The organism is Amycolatopsis pithecellobii, assembly GCF_009707865.1.
In the GTDB taxonomy this organism is placed as follows: domain Bacteria; phylum Actinomycetota; class Actinomycetes; order Mycobacteriales; family Pseudonocardiaceae; genus Amycolatopsis_E; species Amycolatopsis_E pithecellobii.
In genome coordinates, this window is record NZ_WMBA01000015.1 from 38,269 (window position 1) to 58,199 (window position 19,931).

General features: G+C 67.7%; 15 protein-coding genes, 1 pseudogene and 1 riboswitch. Of the genes and pseudogenes, 10 read left to right on the forward strand and 6 right to left on the reverse strand.

The genetic code is table 11. The features are described from left to right. The 5 genes from GKO32_RS12475 to GKO32_RS12495 are packed head-to-tail and all read right to left on the reverse strand — an operon-like array spanning window position 1 to window position 5,951. Entirely contained in the window at window positions 1–1,311 is a 1,311-nt protein-coding gene (locus tag GKO32_RS12475) for a hypothetical protein (RefSeq protein WP_154757001.1), read from the reverse strand. Then, on the reverse strand, window positions 1,308–2,834 hold the full coding sequence (locus GKO32_RS12480; protein ID WP_154757002.1) for a DUF4407 domain-containing protein: 1,527 nt from the start codon (window positions 2,832–2,834) through the stop codon (window positions 1,308–1,310). Before GKO32_RS12480 ends, GKO32_RS12475 begins: the two co-directional genes overlap by 4 nt. After that, window positions 2,831–4,339: a hypothetical protein gene (locus GKO32_RS12485; RefSeq protein ID WP_154757003.1), complete on the reverse strand. Its 1,509-nt coding sequence runs from the start codon at window positions 4,337–4,339 to the stop codon at window positions 2,831–2,833. The genes GKO32_RS12480 and GKO32_RS12485 overlap by 4 nt, the downstream gene beginning before the upstream one ends. Further along, complete coding sequence (locus GKO32_RS12490; RefSeq protein ID WP_154757004.1) at window positions 4,336–5,205, reverse strand: protein phosphatase 2C domain-containing protein; 870 nt, start codon at window positions 5,203–5,205, stop codon at window positions 4,336–4,338. The genes GKO32_RS12485 and GKO32_RS12490 overlap by 4 nt, the downstream gene beginning before the upstream one ends. Beyond that, on the reverse strand, window positions 5,202–5,951 hold the full coding sequence (locus GKO32_RS12495) for a vWA domain-containing protein (protein WP_154757005.1): 750 nt from the start codon (window positions 5,949–5,951) through the stop codon (window positions 5,202–5,204). Before GKO32_RS12495 ends, GKO32_RS12490 begins: the two co-directional genes overlap by 4 nt. 290 nt (window positions 5,952–6,241) lie before the next feature. On the opposite strand from GKO32_RS12495, the gene metG reads away from it, so the two are divergent. From metG to GKO32_RS12520, 5 genes are all read left to right on the forward strand, one after another. After that, the gene (gene metG, locus GKO32_RS12500) at window positions 6,242–8,041 is read left to right on the forward strand and encodes a methionine--tRNA ligase (protein WP_154757006.1); all 1,800 of its coding nucleotides are present in this window, start codon (window positions 6,242–6,244) and stop codon (window positions 8,039–8,041) included. Between the two features lie 16 nt (window positions 8,042–8,057). Next, complete coding sequence (locus GKO32_RS12505) at window positions 8,058–8,864, forward strand: TatD family hydrolase (RefSeq protein ID WP_312867828.1); 807 nt, start codon at window positions 8,058–8,060, stop codon at window positions 8,862–8,864. A gap of 264 nt (window positions 8,865–9,128) precedes the next feature. Continuing rightward, on the forward strand, window positions 9,129–10,535 hold the full coding sequence (locus GKO32_RS12510; RefSeq protein WP_154757064.1) for a resuscitation-promoting factor: 1,407 nt from the start codon (window positions 9,129–9,131) through the stop codon (window positions 10,533–10,535). A 51-nt stretch (window positions 10,536–10,586) separates the two neighbouring features. Next, a complete protein-coding gene (gene rsmA / locus GKO32_RS12515) occupies window positions 10,587–11,447 on the forward strand; it encodes a 16S rRNA (adenine(1518)-N(6)/adenine(1519)-N(6))-dimethyltransferase RsmA (protein WP_312867829.1) in 861 nt (286 codons plus the stop codon). Between the two features lie 66 nt (window positions 11,448–11,513). Continuing rightward, a riboswitch (SAM riboswitch) is annotated at window positions 11,514–11,603 on the forward strand. Between the two features lie 186 nt (window positions 11,604–11,789). Further along, window positions 11,790–12,800, forward strand: a complete 1,011-nt coding sequence (locus GKO32_RS12520) for a methionine ABC transporter ATP-binding protein (protein WP_154757007.1) — start codon at window positions 11,790–11,792, stop codon at window positions 12,798–12,800. A gap of 389 nt (window positions 12,801–13,189) precedes the next feature. Here the strand turns inward: GKO32_RS12520 and GKO32_RS12525 are convergent, their stop codons facing one another. Continuing rightward, on the reverse strand, window positions 13,190–14,608 hold the full coding sequence (locus GKO32_RS12525) for an MFS transporter (protein ID WP_154757008.1): 1,419 nt from the start codon (window positions 14,606–14,608) through the stop codon (window positions 13,190–13,192). Window positions 14,609–14,701: 93 nt separating this feature from the next. Between GKO32_RS12525 and GKO32_RS39760 the strand changes: the two are divergent. From GKO32_RS39760 to GKO32_RS12545, 5 genes and pseudogenes are all read left to right on the forward strand, one after another. Next, window positions 14,702–14,812 (forward strand): annotated as a pseudogene (locus GKO32_RS39760) (helix-turn-helix domain-containing protein); the annotation flags it as partial. A gap of 45 nt (window positions 14,813–14,857) precedes the next feature. Beyond that, window positions 14,858–15,232: a hypothetical protein gene (locus GKO32_RS12530; protein ID WP_246243571.1), complete on the forward strand. Its 375-nt coding sequence runs from the start codon at window positions 14,858–14,860 to the stop codon at window positions 15,230–15,232. Window positions 15,233–15,241: 9 nt separating this feature from the next. After that, window positions 15,242–16,204, forward strand: a complete 963-nt coding sequence (locus GKO32_RS12535) for a 4-(cytidine 5'-diphospho)-2-C-methyl-D-erythritol kinase (RefSeq protein WP_312867830.1) — start codon at window positions 15,242–15,244, stop codon at window positions 16,202–16,204. Next, the gene (locus tag GKO32_RS12540; protein WP_154757010.1) at window positions 16,205–17,956 is read left to right on the forward strand and encodes an ABC-F family ATP-binding cassette domain-containing protein; all 1,752 of its coding nucleotides are present in this window, start codon (window positions 16,205–16,207) and stop codon (window positions 17,954–17,956) included. It begins immediately after the preceding gene. Between the two features lie 276 nt (window positions 17,957–18,232). Beyond that, entirely contained in the window at window positions 18,233–19,921 is a 1,689-nt protein-coding gene (locus GKO32_RS12545; protein ID WP_154757011.1) for a fatty acyl-AMP ligase, read from the forward strand. The last annotated feature ends 10 nt before the right edge of the window (window positions 19,922–19,931 follow it).

Consider the following 19,931-nt stretch of genomic DNA (forward strand, 5'->3'; position numbering starts at 1 on the left):
TCAGTTTTTCCCGATGATGTCGAGCAACTCGTCGAGCAGATCCTCGTGATAGTGCAGGAAATCGGTGCCGATGTCGGTGAGCCGGGCCGGGACTGTCGCTTTTGGACCGGAAATCCAGATCGTCTTGGCTTCGGCCTGGAGCTCGGCAAGCCGTTGGGCCAGCTCGGCACCGTCGTCGGGGGCCGGCCCGGACAGGAACACGACGACGGCCTGCCGAGGTTGTCTTCTCCGCCGGACGAACGAGGCCTTGTCCTGGCTGAGGCTTTCCGAAAGGTCGGCGATCACCTCGTAGAGATCGGGGTGCTCACCCCAGCGCTGAGGAAAGTCCTTGTGTCGTAAGAGATCCGGCTCGGGGAGTGGCCGTCCGGGATGCAGTTCCCGGCCCGCGGCGAATGCCCGGACGTACCAGGGTATTTCGCCGGAGCCGGACCTGAGCGCGTGGGTCAGCGTCAGCGCCACCTCGGCCCGGCGGTTACGCTGCTCGCGGGACGGCCGGACCGGCTCCGAGACCTGCACCAGGTACAGCAGTGACATGCTGTCGGCCCGGGCACTCAGCTCGTTGATAACCTCGATGTTGCTGGCGGGCACGGGTCTCGGGGTCAGTAGCGACCGGACCGGCGCGGCTACCCGCCCCAGCGCGGCCAGGCGCGACACCCGGCGCGGCGCCAGGATTTCCGGTTCTGGGGCGGCCGGCGGAACTTCCTCGTCGATCTCGGGAATCGGCACTTCCAGGAGCGCCTGTGGCTCGGGCTCCGGCCGGCGCGGAGGTTGCGCGTGGCGGGGCGTGGTGAGGTCGGCGAGTTGCCCGGCATCCAGACAGAAACCCGGCGTCCGGTCGACTTCATGGGCCGTCGCAGTCGCCGCGTCGAGGATCATTCGCGTGATGTCGACCTGCTCGTCCGATGTCTCCGGCGCGAGACCGCCGACGCGGAACACGATCGGCAACTTCGACAGCGCGCTCGTCGCGGCGAGATCGCGGGCGAGGCGCTCAGCTTCGGACACGTTGGAGTGCAACAGCAGGATGCAGAAAGCCAAGCGCGGCGCGGGAATCCGCGCCGGTGACGTGGCGGCCCCGACGAGTTCGCCGTAGAGCGTGAGTGCGATCTCGTCAAGGTCGCCGCCGAGTGGATCCGGGTTGGCCGCCTTGACGACCCTCGCCATGTCGACGAGCACGGGGTCGCCGAAAATCGCGCTTTCCGCCCGGTCGATCGCATCGCCGACATAGTCCACATGGGACTTCGGCGCGACCGCGAGGACAAGGCAGCCGACCCAGTCCGCCGCCACCTGCTCATCCGTCACGATCTCGCTCACGGCTTGTTTCCGTTCGGTGGCGCCAGTTTGCTCCCAGACGGGAGATTGAAGTTGCTGCGCACATTGGGCTGGGTGGGCTGGTGGCCGTTATGCGGCGGCGGCGGTGGTGCGGCGTGACCGTTCTGGTGACGCTTTGCGGAGAGGGTCCGTTGCACGTCCTGCGCCCACTGGGCGAGCGCGACATCGAGCACGCCTTCCATCTCCTTGGCCACCCGCTCGTTGGCCTTGATGCCGAGATCGCGTTCGCGGTTCCGCATATCGTCTTCGATGTCTTCGCGCTTCTTCGTTTCCTTCGCCATCCTGCGTTCCACTTCGTCGCGATCCCTGGTCCGGCTGCGGATTTCGGCCTTGGCGTCGTCGACGTTGGTGTTCTCGAAGTCCCGCCGGACACGTTCATATGCGGTTTCCGGGCCGAAGCTGGTGAGAATCTTCACCGTGACCGGAAGCAGTTCGATCATGAAGAACAGCAGACCGACGGCGATATGGGCGAGCCGCGCTTCGGCACTGTGGGCGCCGAGGTCGTCGAGCGCGACGATCTGCGCGAGGAGACCGGTGTTGTCCTGGTTGGTCTTGGTGCCGAGATCGACGGCATCGTTGTACTGCCGCTGAAGTTCGGCCTCGCGGGCACGGAGGCCGGGAAGTTCGGTGTTCGCTGTGTCCTGGGCGTGTTTGAGCGCGGCGCCTCCCTGGTTCGACGCGGCATCCCGGGCTTTGGCAAGTGCCGTCTCGGCGCTCGTGACATCCTGTTGCGCGTCGTTGGTCTGCGCGAGCGCGTCCTGGTACTCCTTTTCCCGCGCTTTGGCCAGGTTCCCGTTTCCGGCGACGTTCGTGGAGCCTTCACAGGACGAGCCATACAGTTCGCATTGCCAGGCACGGTATTTCTGGTCGGATATCGCGCGACGTGAGTTCAGGGTGTCCTGCGCCTGTTTGAGGTATTGCTCGCGAGCCTGCATTTCCGGGGTGACGGCGGCGGGAATCTGGCCGCGGAGCGCGGCCTCCTGCGTCGCGATATCCGCGCGCACCTGGTTCAGGTCGTTGACCAACGGCGTGGTGTTCAGCGCGTCGCCGAACGACTTGCTGTTGGTGGCGTTCGCCACCACCATCTGGGCCTGGATTTCACGCTGGAAAACCTGGAGCACGAGCGGCGTCGAGATGATGAAACCGAGCAGCGCCGCGATGACGATGCGAATGCCGATGACCGTCGCGACCCGCCCGAACCCGCCGCGGAGGCTGAGGCTGGTGATCAGGAACCGGTCGATCACCCCGATCACGCAGCCCCACACCAACCCGCCGAGCACGGCGAGCACCGGGTGCAGATGAAGTCCGCGGTACAGCGCGAAACCCATGGACAGCACGCCGAGCCCGGCGGTGGCGAGCACCACGAGTCCCATTTGGACGAACTGGTTCCGCCCGCTTCGCGCCAGCGCGAGGATTTCGCGGTCGGCACCGCCGAGCCAGGTCAGTCCGTCGCTGATCCGCCGTGACTTGCGCCGTGCGGCCGGAACGGGGGTACGAACAGTCACAGTCGGGACACTCCTCGCCGCACGGCGGCGTCCACCTTGCCTGCCACGTGGGCACGAAGTCGTTGGCGCGCCTGGTCGAACATCTCTCGGACACTTTCGGTGGTTCGTGCCGCCGCCGCACCCAGCTCGGGATGAGCCGGTGCCGTCGGCAGGATCGTCTTAGTGGTCTGAACCAAATTCGAGACGGGCTCCAGTGAGGGAAGCTCGATTCGCGGGGCGGGATGCGCGGCCGTGGACACCGTCGGCACCGACGGGAGAGCGTGCAGCACCGGCGGGACCATGACCGCCGGCACACCCGACATGACGGGCCGGGGCAACGAGTCCAGCTCGACGCGGAAAGCCGGCAGGTCGTAGACCTGGACGCTGCCCGCAACCGTTCGCACGGTGCCGTGTGCGTTGCGGACTTCGACCGAAATCTCCCCGGACGCCGGCGGCGTGATCACATACGTGGCCACCGGCGTACCCGGATCCGGCAGAGTGACTTCGAAACCGTTCGGCCCGAGGACGCACACTTCCTTGCCGCCACTGGCTTCCCAGCTGACCTCGAGGTCCAGACCACGTGGCACGGCGGTGCGGTTCAGGCTCGCGGACCGCAGCGTCGGCGGGGACGCTTTCGCCAGCAGGTTCTGTTCCAGGCAGTCGAAAAGCTCCTTCGCGGTCGGTCGCCGGCCCCGGTCCGCACCCACGGCTCTGGTGATGACGTCGAGGGCCGGCGCGTCGAGCTTCCCGGCGAGGCCGGCTGGGTCCCGAGTCTGCGTGACACCGCGACCTTGTTGCAGGCCACGGATGACGCACAGGGCGAGTTTGTAGATGTCGGTGCGATCGTCCTGCACCTTCTGGGCGCCACTGGCGTTCTCCGGCGGGGTGAAGGCCGGCGAGTGCAGCTGCACCCGTGCCGGGTCGGAGAGTTCGGCGGCCGCGTCGCAGTCGAGCAGTTTCACCCGCGGCGGGTTGACGGCGAGCGCCGCGTTTTTCAGACTCAGGTCGCCGTAGACGATTCCGTGCCGGTGCAGCCGTCCGACCGCGTAGACGAGCTGGGCCAGCAGCGCTATCCGCACGAGCAGGTCGCGGTACCCGGAGCGGTCGATGCCTTCGTTCTGTGCCTGGGATTCCTTGGCGCACAACCATGACAGGTCGACCACGAGGTCCCTCGGGTTCCCGGCCCTGGGACTGCTCCGGACGAAGAAGTCCGGCGGTATCAGGGGCATGACCATCCCGCACGGGGCGCCGTTGTCCTCGACCATCTCGATCGGCCAGGTGGTGTACTCGTCGAGATCGCCGCGGTCGGCCTGGCTCAGCCCGGCTCGGAACGCGACCGTTTTCGCCATGGCATCGAGCGCCTCCTGGCGGTTCCGCGCCGAGAACTCGCCGGGCGCGATGTCCCGGACTTCCTTGTACGCCAACGGAGGGCAGCCCGGAATAGTGAAGTTCGGCAGCCGGTAGACGTTGCCAACGGCACCCTTCGCGATGAACTCGAGCGTGCCGAGGTCCTTCTTACGGATCATGCGTGGTCCTCGCCCGTAGCCCAGACACCCACGACGGTGCGGTCGTCCAGGTGGGTCTTGCGGGCGAAACCGACCTGAGCGCCGAAATCGAAGATCGCCGGAGGCGATGTCCACCAGGTGGCAAGGGTTTCGCGGACCTCGGCCGCGCCGCGCAAAGGCACGTCGACTCCGTCGGTCATCACGAACAGGGCGCCATCGGTAAGCGTGGTTTCCGCGTGGTGCAGGCGGGGTGAGTCAGTGGGCAATGCCCGTACCGATCCAGTGTGGACGGTCGCGTCGCCGTCCGTCGTGGCCGAAACGTCGGTCCAGCCGCCCTCGCGGGACAGTGCCCACACCGTGCTGTCGTCGCTGCGCACGATCTCCACGCGGCGGCCCTGGTGTCCTGGCGAGATCGCGACCGCCACCACCGTGGTCGCCATCGCGTTCGCGTCCCACTCGGCCGGGCCGAGCTCCGCCCGGCGCCGGGCCACAAGCTCGTGCAGCTCGGCGTTGACGGATTTGACCGCGGCCGCCCAGTTCCGGGCCGCCCAGAAATGCGCCGGCAGGCGATCCGTCACGAAAGCAGCGGCCTCGTGCGAGCGGGGCAGCGAGCCCACTCCGTCACACACGATGACGAGGGTCGTGTCACTCGCCTCGTCGTACACGACGGAGAACGCGTCCTGCCGCGGCCCGCCACGGTAGCGATGCATGAGCCCACGAATCGAAGCGCCGCGGATCTCCAGCCCCGGGCCGGAGAACTCGGACAGTTCGTGGTCGGCCACCGTCGGCGTGGCGGGCGGGTGGCCGGCGGGGAGTTCGCCGGCCGCCCGCCCTGGCGCACCGATGGCCGGCACACCGCGTCCTCCCGCGGACTTGCGGTCGGTCACATCCAGTCCTCGGCCTCGCCGAACTGGGCGTCGAGATTCGCGGACGGGGCCGGCGGCACGATCTGCGGCAGCCCCTGTGACGCGGACTGCCCCGAGCTGATCACGGTCTTGCCGATGACCTCGGTCATCGCTTTCAAGACCTCTTTCACGCTGTTCGAGCGAGACAAGAACCACCGGCCTTTGGTCCGGCCGAAGTTGGGATAGGCGAGCTTTCGCATGACTTCTTCGGGTGCGCTGCGAAAACCGAAGGGCACGAAGTAGGGGAAGGCCCGGTTCCCGGTTTTCTGCTCGGGATCATAGGCGAACAGCGACTGGAACGTTTCCGCGTAATTCCCGTCGCCGGGCGCGCCGTCGGTGAGGAAGAAGACACAGGGCCGGTACATCTTGATGCGCTGACTCTTGAGCTTGGCCCGGTCCTGCTCGAACACCTGGTGGTATTCGCGAAACGCCGCGCCGTAGTTCGTGCCACCGCTTGCCGTGACGGTCGGCGGAGTGAGTGAACTCGGACTGTCCAGCGGCACGATCGTCTGGGCATTGTGGTTGAACGTGATGATGCTCAACATGACAAGGTCGTCTACGACGGGATCATCACAGATGTCCCGAATCAACTGCTGAATCGCTTCGTTGAGCTCCTGAATGTCACCGGACATCGACGAAGACACGTCGACAATCAGGTAGAACGGCATGATCACCTGACCGTCGGTCAACGTGGACTCGGAGACCTCGTCGGCGGTGGATTGCGTCATCGAATCCTCGTTTCGATTGCCTTTGATGAGAAAGCTCGCGGCCTAGATCGCTGTGCCGACACAACCCGTTACGCATTGAGTAGCCGTTGACCCAAAAAGTGATGAACGCACTGAATTTGTGCGCTGAGTAACAGAATTCGGGTGCCCATTTACCAGCTGGACAGGCGCCCGGCGGGGAAATTTCCGTGGAATTCGGTGCGACGCGCGGCCGGGGCCGCCGTGTCAGAGCTTCGCGACCCCGCCGACCCAGCGCTGGGGTGCCGACGCTCGCCCCCGTACGCTGATAAAGCATGAGCACCAATGTGTTGACGGCGGTGGCCTGGCCGTATGCCAACGGCCCCCGTCATATCGGCCACGTATCCGGGTTCGGGGTCCCCTCCGACGTCTTCTCGCGCTACCAGCGAATGGCCGGCAACCGGGTGCTCATGGTGTCCGGGACCGACGAGCACGGCACCCCCATCACTGTGCAGGCCGACAACGAGGGCCTGACCCCGCAGCAAACGGCCGACAAGTACACCCGCCAGATCGGTTCCGACCTGCAGGGCCTCGGGCTGAGTTACGACCTGTTCACCCGCACCACCACCGGTAACCACGCCGAAGTCACCCAGCAGATCTTCCTGGCGCTGCACCGCAACGGCTACGTCGTGCCCAAGACGACAAGGGGCGCCATCAGCCCCTCCACCGGGCGCACGCTGCCCGACCGCTACATCGAGGGCACCTGCCCGATCTGCGGGTACGACGGCGCGCGCGGTGACCAGTGCGACAACTGCGGCAACCAGCTCGACCCGGCCGATCTGATCAACCCGCACTCGCGGATCAACGGCGAGACGCCGAAGTTCGTCGAGACCGAGCACCTGTTCCTCGACCTGCCGGCGTTCACCGAGACCCTCGGTAAGTGGCTGTCCACTCGCACGGACTGGCGGCCGAACGTCCTGAAGTTCACCAAGAACCTCATCGACGATATGCGGCCCCGCCCGATCACCCGTGACCTGGACTGGGGGGTGAAGGTGCCGCTCGACGGCTGGCGTGACCAGCCGCTCAAGCGGTTCTACGTCTGGTTCGACGCGGTGATCGGGTATTTCTCGGCCAGCGTCGAATGGGCCCGGCGCAGCGGGCAGCCCGACGCGTGGCAGGAATGGTGGAACAACGGAGACGCCCGCACCTATTACTTCATGGGCAAGGACAACATCACCTTCCACGCCCAGATCTGGCCCGCGCTGCTGCTCGGGCACAACGGCGCGGGGGACCGCGGTGGCGAGATCGGCCCGTACGGCACGCTGAACCTGCCGGACGAGATCGTTTCCAGCGAGTTCCTCACCATGAGCGGCTCGAAGTTCTCCACGTCGCGCGGCACGGTCATCTACGTGCACGACTTCCTGCGCGAGTTCGGCCCGGACACGTTGCGGTACTTCATCTCCGTGGCCGGTCCCGAGACCCAGGACACCGACTTCACCTGGGACGAGTTCGTCCGGCGCACCAACTTCGAGCTCGCCAACGAGTGGGGCAACCTGGTCAACCGGTCGATCTCGATGGCACACAAGAACAACGGTGCGATCCCGGCCCCGACCCGGCCCGCCCCGGCGGACGAGGACCTGAAAACCCTGTCCCGCAAGGCTTTCGAGACCGCGGGGGCGCATCTACAGCGCTCGCGGTTCAAACTGGCCGCCGGCGAGGCCATGCGCGTCGTCACGGCCGCGAACCGGTACCTGTCGGATCAGGAGCCGTGGAAGCTCAAGGACGATCCGGATCGTCGTGACGCGGTGCTGCACACCGCGTTGCAGGTGGTCTCGGACGCGAACACGTTGCTCACGCCGTTCCTGCCGCATTCGGCGCAGAAGGTGCACGAGGCACTCGGCGGCACCGGGGTGTGGGCGGCCCAGCCGGAGTTGCAGGAGGTCGATGACCTCGACATTCCCGGCCGCACCAACCCGATCCTCACCGGCGACTACGCGGCCGAGCAGGCGCGCTGGCAGTCCACGCCGATCGAGGTCGGCAGGCCGCTGGCGAAGCCGACGCCGCTGTTCGCGAAGCTCGACCCGAAACTGGGCGAGACCGGCCCGGAGTGGGCACCGATCGAGCGTGCCGAATAAGAAGGAACGACCGCCGGTGCCGGAGCGTTTGCCGGCGCCGGTGGTCGACGCGCACACGCATCTGGACGCCTGCGGCGCGGTGGACGCGGCCGGCGTCGCCGAGATCGTCGACCGCGCCGCGGCCGCCGGCGTGACCCGCGTGGTGACGGTGGCGGACGACCTCGCGTCGGCCCGCTGGGTTACCGAAGCGTCCACATGGGACAGCCGGGTGTTCGCCGCGGTGGCCATACATCCCACGCGTACCAAGGATTTCAGCGATACCGAACGGTCCGAAGTGGAGCGTCTCGCGCGCGCCGACCGGGTCGTCGCGGTCGGCGAGACCGGGCTCGACTACTACTGGGACTACGCCCCGCACGACGCGCAGCAGGAGGCGTTCCGCTGGCATATTGATCTCGCCAAGCGCGTCCGCAAGCCGCTGATGATCCACGACCGCGACGCGCACGAGGACATCCTGCGGATCCTCGCCGAGGAAGGCGCGCCCGAGCAGGTGGTGTTCCACTGCTTCTCCGGCGACGCGGACTTCGCGCGCCGTTGCGTCGACGCCGGTTACGTCCTGTCGTTCGCCGGCACCGTCACGTTCAAGAACGCGCGGGCGCTGCAGGACGCGGCGAGATTGGTTCCTTCGGAGCAATTTCTCGTCGAGACCGACGCGCCCTTCCTGACCCCGCATCCGTTCCGTGGCAGGGCGAACGAGCCCTACTGCACGGCCTACACCGTGCGTTACCTCGCTGAGCTGCGACAACAGCCGGTCCAAGAGATCGCAACGGCGGCTTGCCGAAACGCTGAACGTGTGTTTCAACTTCCTTCTGTCACAACGAGTTGAACGGATTGCGACAGTGGTGCGCCCGATACCCCCACACGGACGAGTGACGCACGCCACTAGATTCCACGGGGTGTTTGCGCAACCTCGCGGGACCCGTTACTGTCCCGTGATCGTGCCGACCGATTAATCGGCTGGCACATACCGCGGTCAGGTCAGTGCAGGTCGGGGTCGGGGGATGACATCGACTGCGGTTGCCGATAGTGCGAAAGGGAACGACCTGCTGTGACTGGTAGTAGACAGGCTTACGCGCGCCTCGACGACACGATGGACTGGTATGGGTCCGCCCGTGGCGGGGTCGGCACGCTGGACTGGCCGGCTCCCGAGGACGACTGGGACTTCTCCGACGACCTCGCCATCACTGAGCACGACGTGCGCACGGTCCTGGGACCCGACGCCGACGACCTGATGGCGGAAGCCGAGCTCGATGTCGACGAGCTCATCCGGCTGATCAACGCCGAGACGACCATGCTGCCCGCGCTCGCGCTCCCGGACGCCGTGTCCGAGGACCGCACGGCGAGCGCCGAGGCGGAAGCGCAGCCCGAGCGGGCACTCGTCACCGCGGTCAAGACCTGGAAGAAGCGGTTCCTCCGCGGCTCGGTTCTTGCCCTGCTGATCAGCATCACCGGCGGCGGCGCGGCCGCGCTGGCCATGAACAAGAGCGTCACGGTCGACGTGGACGGCCACGAGCAGACCGTGCACAGCTTCGGCAAGACCGTCGGCGAGGTACTCAAGGACGCGGGCGTGAGCGTCGGCGAGCACGACGCACTCTCCCCGTCCCCCCAGGCGCCCGTCGGCGATGGCGGCGTCATCAAGCTCGAGCGCGGCCGACACCTCAGCCTGGTCGTCGATGGCGTCGCGAAGGACTCCTGGGTCCGCGCCGACACGCTCGCCGAGGCGCTCGACCAGCTTGGCCTGAGCGGCAAGTTCGCCAACGGCAGCTTCTTCTCGATGGCACCGACAGCCGCACTCCCGGTCGAGGGCGCGACGGTCACCATCAACACCGTCAAGCACGTCACCGTTTACGACGGCGACGCCGCGCCCCGCCAGGTCAGCACCACCGCGCTCACCGCCGCGGACTTCCTCAAGGACCAGAACCTGTCGCTGGGCCCGGACGACACGATCGACGGCGGGCTCGAGTTCAAGATCGCCGACGGCGCCGAGGTGCACATCAGCCGCACCGGCATCTCCGTGATCAACCAGCAGGAGTCCATCGACCCGCCGGTCCAGCAGGTCAATGACGACACACTGGACTCGGGCAAGCAGGTCGTGCAGGACCCGGGCACGCCGGGCCAGCAGCTGGTCACCTACCGGATCACGAAGAGGAACGGCAAGGAGACCGCGCGCGAGCAGCTGTCGGTCAAGGTGCTGACCGACGCCAAGCCGAAGATCATCCGCATCGGCACCAAGCAGCCTGCGATCAGCAACGCCGGGATCTGGGACAAGATCGCGCAGTGTGAGTCCACCGGAAACTGGGCGGCGAACACCGGCAACGGTTTCGAGGGCGGTCTGCAGTTCACCAACAGCACCTGGCAGGCCTATGGCGGCGGTGCCTACGCTTCGCACGCCTACCAGGCGAGCCGCGAAGAGCAGATCGCGGTCGCGCAGCGGGTCCAGGCCGGGCAGGGCTGGGGCGCGTGGCCGGTGTGCTCCAAGAAGGCCGGCGCTGCCTGATCGACGGGTGGCCGCGACGGAGGTGCTGCGCGCCGCAGTAGTCTTCCGGGCGTGGTTCAACTGCTCGGCCCGGCCGAGATCCGGGGGCTGGCGGCCGAGCTGAACGTGCGGCCGACGAAGAAGCTCGGCCAGAACTTCGTGCACGACCCCAACACGGTGCGCCGTATCGTCGAGCTGTCCGGGGTGGGGCCGCGGGATGCCGTGCTGGAGGTCGGGCCCGGGCTGGGTTCGCTGACGCTGGGGCTGTTGGCCGCCGGTGCCCGGGTGTCGGCCGTCGAGATCGACCCGGTCCTGGCGGCTCGCTTGCCGGTGACGGTGCGGGAACGTGCGTCTGAGACCGCGCAACAGCTGACAGTGCTGGAGCGCGACGCGATGAAGGTGGGCGCCGGCGAGTTGCCCGTGCCGCCCACGACACTGGTCGCGAATCTGCCCTACAACGTCGCCGTGCCCGTCGTACTGCATCTGCTGGCCGCGTTGCCGTCGCTCACTCGCGCGCTCGTGATGGTGCAGACCGAGGTTGCCGATCGGATGGCCGCCGGGCCGGGTAGCCGGATCTATGGTGTGCCGAGCGTCAAACTGGCTTGGTACGGGAAGGCGCGGAAGGTCGCCGCCGTGCCGCGCGCGGTGTTCTGGCCGGTGCCGAACGTCGATTCCGCGCTCGTGGCGTTCGAACGCGCGACCGCACCGGCTTCGGACGTCGATCGCGACGCCGTTTTCGCCGTCATCGATGCGGCATTCGCGCAACGGCGCAAGACACTCCGGTCCGCACTCGCCTCGTGGGCGGGTTCGGCCGAACAGGCGGGCGCTGTACTCCGGGCGGCGGGTGTCGACCCGGGCACGCGCGGTGAGCAACTCACCATCAATGAGTTCGTGCGCGTAGCTGAGAGTGCTCGGCTACGGCCATCCGTGTGATTGCTTCGTGTGATCTGGCCCGGGGCACTTGCGCTCAACGCAGGACATCCGTTCTACTTTTGACGTTATCCATCCCGAGCGACCGAGAGACCTGGCTCGCCGAAGTCGCAGCAACCACCCCCGTCGGGCAGGTGCTACCGCCAGGATCGATGGAGGAAGCTGTGTATCGCACGCGAATGCTCACCAGGCGCCGAGTCGTCGATGAGTGCCGCCGTTCCGTTTGTGCATGTCGTCGCTGACCGTTCTCATCCGCTGAGTTCGAGTCCTTTCGCAACTGTCCTTTTCGGACGCGTTAATTCGATGACGTCCGCGCGTTCTGCGCGCCCGCACTTGGAGCTTTCGTTGATCACAGTAGAAAATCTGACCAAGTCCTTTCCTGGCAAGGGTTCCCCGGTGCTCGCCCTGCGCGAGGTGAATCTGGAAATCAGCGCCGGTGCGCTGTACGGAGTAGTGGGCCCGGCAAGGTCCGGTAAGTCCACACTCGCCAAAGTTGTTGCCCTGCAAGAGAAACCCGACCGCGGCACGGTGCGGTTGGACGGGCTGAACACGGCCGGTCTCGATGGCCGCCGGCTACGGGAGGTGCGCCGTCAGGTTGCGGTTCTGGGTACCGCTCCGTCGCTGCACGCCGAACGCACCGTCGCTGGGAATGTCGCTGCGCCGCTGGAGCAGCTCGGTGTCGACGGTCCGCAGCGGCGGAGCCGGGTGGGCCGGGTGCTCGATCTCGCCGGCTTGACCCAGCGGGCCGCGCAGCACCCGGGCGAGCTGACCGAAGGCCAGCGGCGCCGGGTTGCCCTCGCCCGTGCGGTGGCGACGGGCCCGGCGGTGTTGCTCGCCGATGACCCCACGGCCGGCCTTGCCGCCGAAGAAGCCGGTACGGTGCTGACCGTTCTGGACCGGGCGCGCGCTGAGCTGGGTGTCACGGTGGTGTTGACGTCGCAGGACCCGGCTGTTGCCCGCCGCGTCTGCGATGAGGTTGCGCTGCTGGACTCCGGCCGGGTCGTCGAACATGGCTCGCTGTTGGACCTGCTGGCTTTGCCGGGGAGCCAGACGGCCGATGCGCTGCTGCCGGCGATTGATACACCTCGGGCGCAGAGTGCCGCTTACGATCGGGCCGCCGATGTGGTGCTGATCGGCTTCGCCGCGGTTGGTGCGCTGCTGCCGGAGGCCGCGACCCGCTTCGATGTCGAACTCTCCACCATCGGTGGCGGCCTGACCCGCGTCGGCGACACCCCGGTGGCCCGCTTCCGAGTCGGCGTCCGCGGCCGGCAAGCGGATGCGGTGCTCGCATGGATCGGCGACCACGGTGCACACGTGACACACCTTGCCGGGGGCCCCCGAAGCATCGCGGCCTAACTTCATCACCAGAAAAGGTTGCCCGGCAAGTCTCTTACCAGGCAACCTTTTCTGTGGCAGATACTGCCTGCCTCGCCCTTCGCAGTGCCACCGAGCGCTTTGCCGCCGCCGGCCCGCTCTGCTCGCGCGGCTTCGCCACCGCGGCTTCGCCACCGCGGCTTCGCCGGCGAACGCTGCGCCAGCGCACCGAACGGGTTCGTCGCCACTGGCAAACGTCGCCCCTACTCACGTTTCTCGGGCTCGAGCTGCCCAGTCTCTGCCGCGTCGACTTCGTCGGTGGAAAAGGTTGCCGGGCAAGAGACTTACCAGGCAACCTTCCCATTCCACGCACCCCTGGTCGCCACCCCGAAAGCCGGAGCGGGAAGACCCGCAAACCACCCGGTGGGCTCCTACTTCTTCGGGCCCGCGAGCAGGCCCACACCGATGGCAGCCCCGGCGATGATCGCGGCTCCCCAGCCGTTGGCGACGGCGTATCCGTGCACCGTCGCGGCCGCAACACCCAGTCCGGCGGCCGAAGCTGTCACACTCGACGCGATGCTGTTCAGCGTCGCCGTCCCGAGCGAAGCGCCGACCTGTTGCGAGGTGGTGACAAAGGCGGACGCGACGCCGGCATCCGCCTCGGCGACCCGGCCGGTGGCGGTATTGATCACGACCGGCATCGAGAGCCCGGCCCCAGCGCCGATCACCAGTTCGACCGGCATGATCAGGCCCCAGTATGACGCATCCGGCGTCAGCTGCGTGAGCGTCACCATCCCGGCGGCCATCAACAGCATCCCGATCACCAGCAGCGGCCGCGGACCGGTCCTTGGCAGCAACCGCCGCGAGAGCAGCATCGACACGACCACGTTCCCCAGCAGAAACGGCAGAAAAGCGAGCCCGGCCGGCAGTGGCCCATAATGCATGATCGCCTGCAGCTGGAAAGTCAGGAACAGGAACATCCCGAACATGCCGAACGCCACCGAACCGATCGTCAGGAACGCGGCCGCCCGGTTGCGGTCGGCGAGAATTCGCAGTGGCAGCAAGGGGTTCCCGACCCGGGTCTGCCGGTAGAGGAACGCCCCGAGCAACACCACGGCCGCACCCGCGAAGCCCAGCACGATCCCCGAACCCCACCCGCGCGTCGCGGCCTCGGACAATGCGTACACCAGCGACACGATGCCCCCGCTCCCGAGGAACGCGCTGGTCCAGTCCAGTGGGGTCTCCCGGTGCCCGGCGGGATTCGGCAGCACGAACCAGCCCAGGATCGCCGCGACCGCGGCCAGCGGCAGGTTCACGTACAGGCACCAACGCCAGTCGAGGTACTGCGTCAGCGCGCCGCCGGCGATGAGGCCGACCGCCGCACCGGACATCATGATCGCGCTGAAAATCCCGAACGCCTTGGCCCGCTCCCGTGCCTCGCTGAACGTGACGGTCAGCAGCGCCAGCGTCGACGGCGCGAGCAGCGCGGCGAAGACCCCTTGCGCTGCCCTCGACGCGATGAGCATCCCTGGCCCGGTCGCGGCGCCGCCGACGGCGGACGCCAGCGCGAACCCGATCGCCCCCACGATGAGCGTGTTCCGCCGCCCGAATCGGTCACCCATCCGGCCGCCGAGCAGCAGCAACCCGCCGACCGCGAGCGTGTAGGCGCTGATTGCCCACTGGCGGGCGGCATCGGACATGCCGAGTTCGTGCTGCGCCGATGGCAGCGCGATGTTGACGATGGTGGTGTCGATGACGACCAGCAGGTGGGCCAGCCCGATCGCGAGCAGCGCCCACCATTTTCGCTGCTCCGTACGCGCCTCGGAAGGCGCGCTGAGTGCCGTTGTCATCGTGATCCCCTGCCGGTCGACAAGTCAACTGGTCAGTTGTAAAGTACGGCGGGGTGTCGCAGCGACACGAGGGAGCGCATTCAGCAGGTCGCGCTGGACCTGTTCGCCGAGCAGGGCTATGAGAAGACCTCGTTACGTGAGATCGCGGAGAAACTCGACGTCACCAAAGCCGCGCTGTACTACCACTTCCGCACCAAAGAGGACATCATCGCGAGCCTGCTCGACGATCTTGCGGGGTCCTTCGACGAGGTGCTGGCATGGGCGCGTGAGCAGGACAACCACGTCGCGACGCGTCAGGAACTCATCCGGCGGCTGGCGAAGCTCGCCGAGGGCCAGTTCGGTCCGCTGATGCGGTTCATGCAGGAGAACCAGCCCGCACTCAAGAGCTTCCAGGACCGCAATCCGCTGTCGAGCCGGATGACGGAGCTGTTCACGATCATCGCCGCCGACGAAAAGGACCCGCACGCTCAGCTGCGGGCACGGCTCGCGCTCGTCGCGCTGCTACTCGGCAACAACCCCGTGTACCACGCGGAGACGCCGGGCGCGGCCCACGCCGACGTGGCGCTGGAGGTCGCGCTGGAACTTGTTTCTCCTCGCGGGCGGAGCGCGGGCAAGGCCACGTAGTCTTGACGGGTGCTAGCCGTCGTTCCGCCTCCAGTCACCGTGCGGGTGCCGTCGAAGATCAACCTGCACCTGTCCGTCGGCGATTTGCGCGACGACGGGTACCACGATCTGACCACGGTGTTCCATGCCCTGTCGCTGTCGGACGAAGTGACCGTCGCGGTCGCCGAGGAGCCCGGGATCGAGGTCTTCGGCGAGGGGGAGGACGCGGTACCCACCGACGCGAAGAACCTTGCCTGGCAGGCGGTCGAGGCACTGGCGAAACACGCGGACAGGGCCGATCCGAAGGTGCGCGTGGTGCTGCGCAAGGGAATTCCGGTCGCGGGCGGGATGGCGGGGGGTAGCGCGGACGCCGCGGCGACGCTGGTCGCGCTGACCGCGCTGTGGAAACTGGAACTCGGCAGGGACGAGCTCGCGGAGATCGCGGCAAAGCTCGGCAGCGACGTCCCGTTCGCCCTCTACGGCGGGACAGCGCTCGGCACCGGACGTGGTGAGCAGCTCGTGCCCGTGCTGTCCCGGCACACCTTTCATTGGGTCCTCGCGTTCGACCATCGTGGACTGTCCACTCCGGGCGTGTTCCGTGAGCTGGATCGGTTGCGGGAGAACGGGTCTCCGCCACGCGTCGGTTCGCATGCGCCCGTGGTCGAGGCGCTCGCGTCCGGTGATCCGCGGCAGCTCGCATTGTTGCTCGGCAACGATCTGCAGGCCGCGGCCGTTTCGTTGCGCCCGGGGCTGCGTCGCACGCTGCGCGCCGGTGTGAACGCCGGCGCCCTCGCCGGGACGGTGTCCGGCTCCGGCCCGACGTGTGCGTTTCTGTGTGAGGACGCAGAAGCCGCGCTCGAAGTCGCGGCGGAGCTGGCCGGCGCCGGGGTCTGCCGCACGGTCCGGGTGGCGCACGGACCCGTGCCCGGTGCCCGCTTCGTTGGCGGTGACGATGTCAATCGCCCCACTCCTCCTCCGCAGGTTCACGCGTAAATGGCCAACTTGATCAATCTCGAATCCGTCAGCAAGTCCTATGGTGTCAAGCCGTTGCTGGACAACGTCTCGCTCGGGGTGGCCGAAGGCGAGCGCATCGGAGTCGTCGGTCTCAACGGCGGCGGCAAGACGACGTTGCTCGAAGTGCTCGCCGGGATAGCCGAACCGGACTCCGGCCGGGTCAGCCGCGTCCGTGATCTGCGGATGGCGGTTGTCACGCAGCGCACCCAGCTGCCCGCCGGAACAGTGCGGGATGCGGTGCTGTCGCACTATTCCGCCGACCACGAATGGGCCGCCGACGCGCGCGTTCGGTCCATTGTGGACGGGCTGGGGCTCACCGCGCTGGGCCTGGATTCCCCGACCGCCAACCTGTCCGGTGGGGAACGCCGCCGCATAGCGCTGGCCGCCGCGCTCGTCGGTGAGCTCGACCTGATCGTGCTGGACGAGCCGACCAACCACCTCGACATCGAGGGTGTCCGCTGGCTCGCCGATCACCTGCTGGCGCGGCGCACCGCGCTGGTCGTCGTCACGCACGACCGGTGGTTCCTCGACACGGTGTGCGGGCGCACGTGGGAAGTCGCGAACGGCGATGTCGAGCAGTACGAAGGCGGTTACGCGGACTGGATCTTCGCGCGCGCCGAGCGGGCGCGGCTGGCGGCGAGCGCCGAGGAGAAGCGGCGGAACCTGGCACGCAAGGAACTGGCCTGGTTGCAGCGCGGTGCGAAGGCGCGGACCTCCAAGCCGCGGTATCGCGTCGAGGCGGCGGAAGCGCTCATCGCCGACGTTCCGCAGCCGCGAGATTCCGTGGAGTTGCTGAGTTTTGCGCGGCGCAGGCTCGGAAAAACCGTGCTGGAGCTGGAAGACGTGACGTTGCACGCCGGCGACAAGCCCGTGCTGGACCAGGTCACGTGGCGGATCGGGCCGGGTGACCGGATCGGGCTCGTCGGGGTCAACGGTTCGGGCAAGACCACGTTGCTGAAACTGCTCGCGGGTGAGTCGTCGCCGGAATCGGGGCGGCGCGTCGAAGGCAAGACGGTGCGGTTGGCGCATCTGTCGCAGGAACTGGAGGAGCTTCCCGGGCAGTTGCGCGTACTCGAAGCCGTCGAGGAGATCTCCGGCCGGGTTGTGCTGGGCAAACAGGAGATGTCGGCGTCGCAGCTGGCCGAGCGCCTCGGTTTTCCCGCGGCACGCCAATGGACCCCGGTCGACGATCTGTCCGGCGGGGAGCGGCGGCGACTGCAGCTCGCGCGGCTGCTGATGGGGGAGCCCAACGTGCTGCTGCTCGACGAGCCGACGAACGATCTCGACATCGATACCTTGCAGCAGCTGGAAGATCTGCTCGACTCGTGGCCCGGCACGCTGGTGGTCGTCTCGCACGACCGCTATCTGGTCGAGCGCGTGTGCGACGGCGTGTACGCGCTTTTCGGCGACGGCCGGGTGATGCATCTGCCGGGCGGGATCGACGAGTACCTGACGCGCCGCGCCCGTGCCGTGCAGGCCATCGCGCCCGCCCCGGCCCCGGCCCGCAGCTCGAGTGCGGCGGAGCATCGTGCGGCGATGAAAGAGCTGGGCCGCCTTGAGCGTCGTCTGGACCAGCTGTCCCAACGCGAAACCCAGTTGCACGAACAACTGGCCGCGAACGCGACGAACCCGGACAAGCTCGTCGAACTCAACGCCGAGCTGAAAAACGTGCTCGTCGAGAAGGACGACGTCGAGGCCCGCTGGCTGGAGACATCCGAACTGGTCGATTAGTGCGCGCGAGTTGAGCCTTGGGCGTGCGCGAGTTGAGCTTTCCCGTCGCGCGAGTTGAGCTTTCGGTGCGTGCGAGTTGAGCTTTCCAGTCCCGCGAGTTCCCTGCTTCCCCGGTGGGGTATCGCTCGGCCGCTGACGCAATGGCGGTCGGCGCAGTGAACGGCGCAGGCAGCGCGCAACTCGCGCGCTGGCAACGTTCAACTCGCGCGTGGGCAACGTTCAACTCGCGCGTGGGCAACGTTCAACTCGCGCGTGGGCACACTAATGTTCTGCAGCATGAGCAGGTTCGTCGAAACGCTCGTCGCCACCGCGGCCGGCGGCGGTCAGCAGCGCGGAATGGTTACCGGAGAACCGAAGGAGCCGGTCCGGCGGACGTGGGCGGAGGTTCACGAGCAGGCCAAGCGTCTGGCCGGCGGGCTGGCCGAGGGCGGGCTGCGGCCGGGCACGCCCGTCGCCGTGCTGGCCGCGGCGCCCGCGCTCATCGCGCCGACCGTGCAGGGTGTGTGGCTCGCCGGCGGCAGTGTCACGATGCTGCACCAGCCGACGCAACGCACCGATCTCGCAGTCTGGGCCGAGGACACCGTCAAGGTGCTCAACATGATCGGCGCCGGGCTGGTCCTGCTCGGCGAGCCGTTCGACGCGCTCGGGCCGGTGCTCACCGAGCACGGCATCGCGTTCCGGATGATCACCGAACTCCTGGACGCCGAACCGCTCGCCGAACCCGTGCCGATGGGCGAAGACGATCTCGCGTTGCTGCAGCTGACCAGTGGCTCGACCGCGGAACCCAAGGCCGTGCGGATCACCCACGGCAACCTGTACGTCAACATCAAGGCGATGGTCGAGCGCGCTGAGTTCGTGTTCGACTCCGACATCATGGTGTCCTGGCTGCCGACCTTCCACGACATGGGCATGGTCGGCTTCCTGACCGTGCCGATGACGTTCGGGGTCGAGCTCATCAAGATCACCCCGGTCGAGTTCCTGACCGGGCCGCTGATCTGGCCGGCGCTGATCAGCAAGTACGGCGCGACCACGACAGCCGCGCCGAACTTCGCGTACGCGATCGTGGGCCGGCGCCTGGCCGGCGTCGAGGACGACGACACCTATGACCTCTCGACCCTGCGGATCGCGCTCAACGGAGCCGAACCGATCGACCCGTCCGCGGTGAAGGCGTTCACCGACGCCGGCGCGCGGTTCAAGATGCCGGCCGAGTGCGTGTTCCCCGCGTACGGCATGGCGGAGGCGACGCTGGCGGTGTCGTTCGCGCCGCTGTTCACGGGGCTGACGCTGGACTACGTCGAGGCAGACGCGCTGGAAGGGGAGGACCGCGCGGTGCCGGTGCCCGAAGGCGACCCGCGCCGCGGCACCGACGACGCGCGTTCGTTCGCGGTACTCGGCCGCCCGCTGGACGGGCTGGAAGCCCAGATCGTCGACGGTGACGGGAAGGTCCTCGGCGAGCGCGAAGTCGGCGAAATCCGGTTGCGTGGCGAGGCCGTGACCCCCGGGTACTTGACCGTCGACGGCCCGGTGCCGACGCAGGACGCCGACGGCTGGCTCGCGACGGGCGATCTCGGCTACCTGGTCGACGGCCAGATCATCATCTGCGGCCGGCAGAAGGACGTCATCATCATGGGCGGCCGCAACATCTACCCGACGGATATCGAACGCGCCGCGTCGTCGGTCGACGGGGTGCGGGCCGGTAACGCGGTGGCCGTCCGGATCGACGCGGGCACCCGCCGGGAGCGGTTCGCGGTGGTGCTGGAGTCGAAGCTCGCGGGCGACTCCGAGGCGGAGCGGACGCTGACGAAGGAGGTCGCGGCCCGGGTACGCGACGCCGTGGACCTGCGGCCCTTCGCGGTGGTCGTGCTGCCGAGCGGCAGCCTGCCGAAAACCCCGTCCGGCAAGGTCAAACGCGCCGCGACGGCCACCCAGTTCGCCGACCGGATCGAGCAGTCGGCGAGCAGTTGAGCCGGTGGGC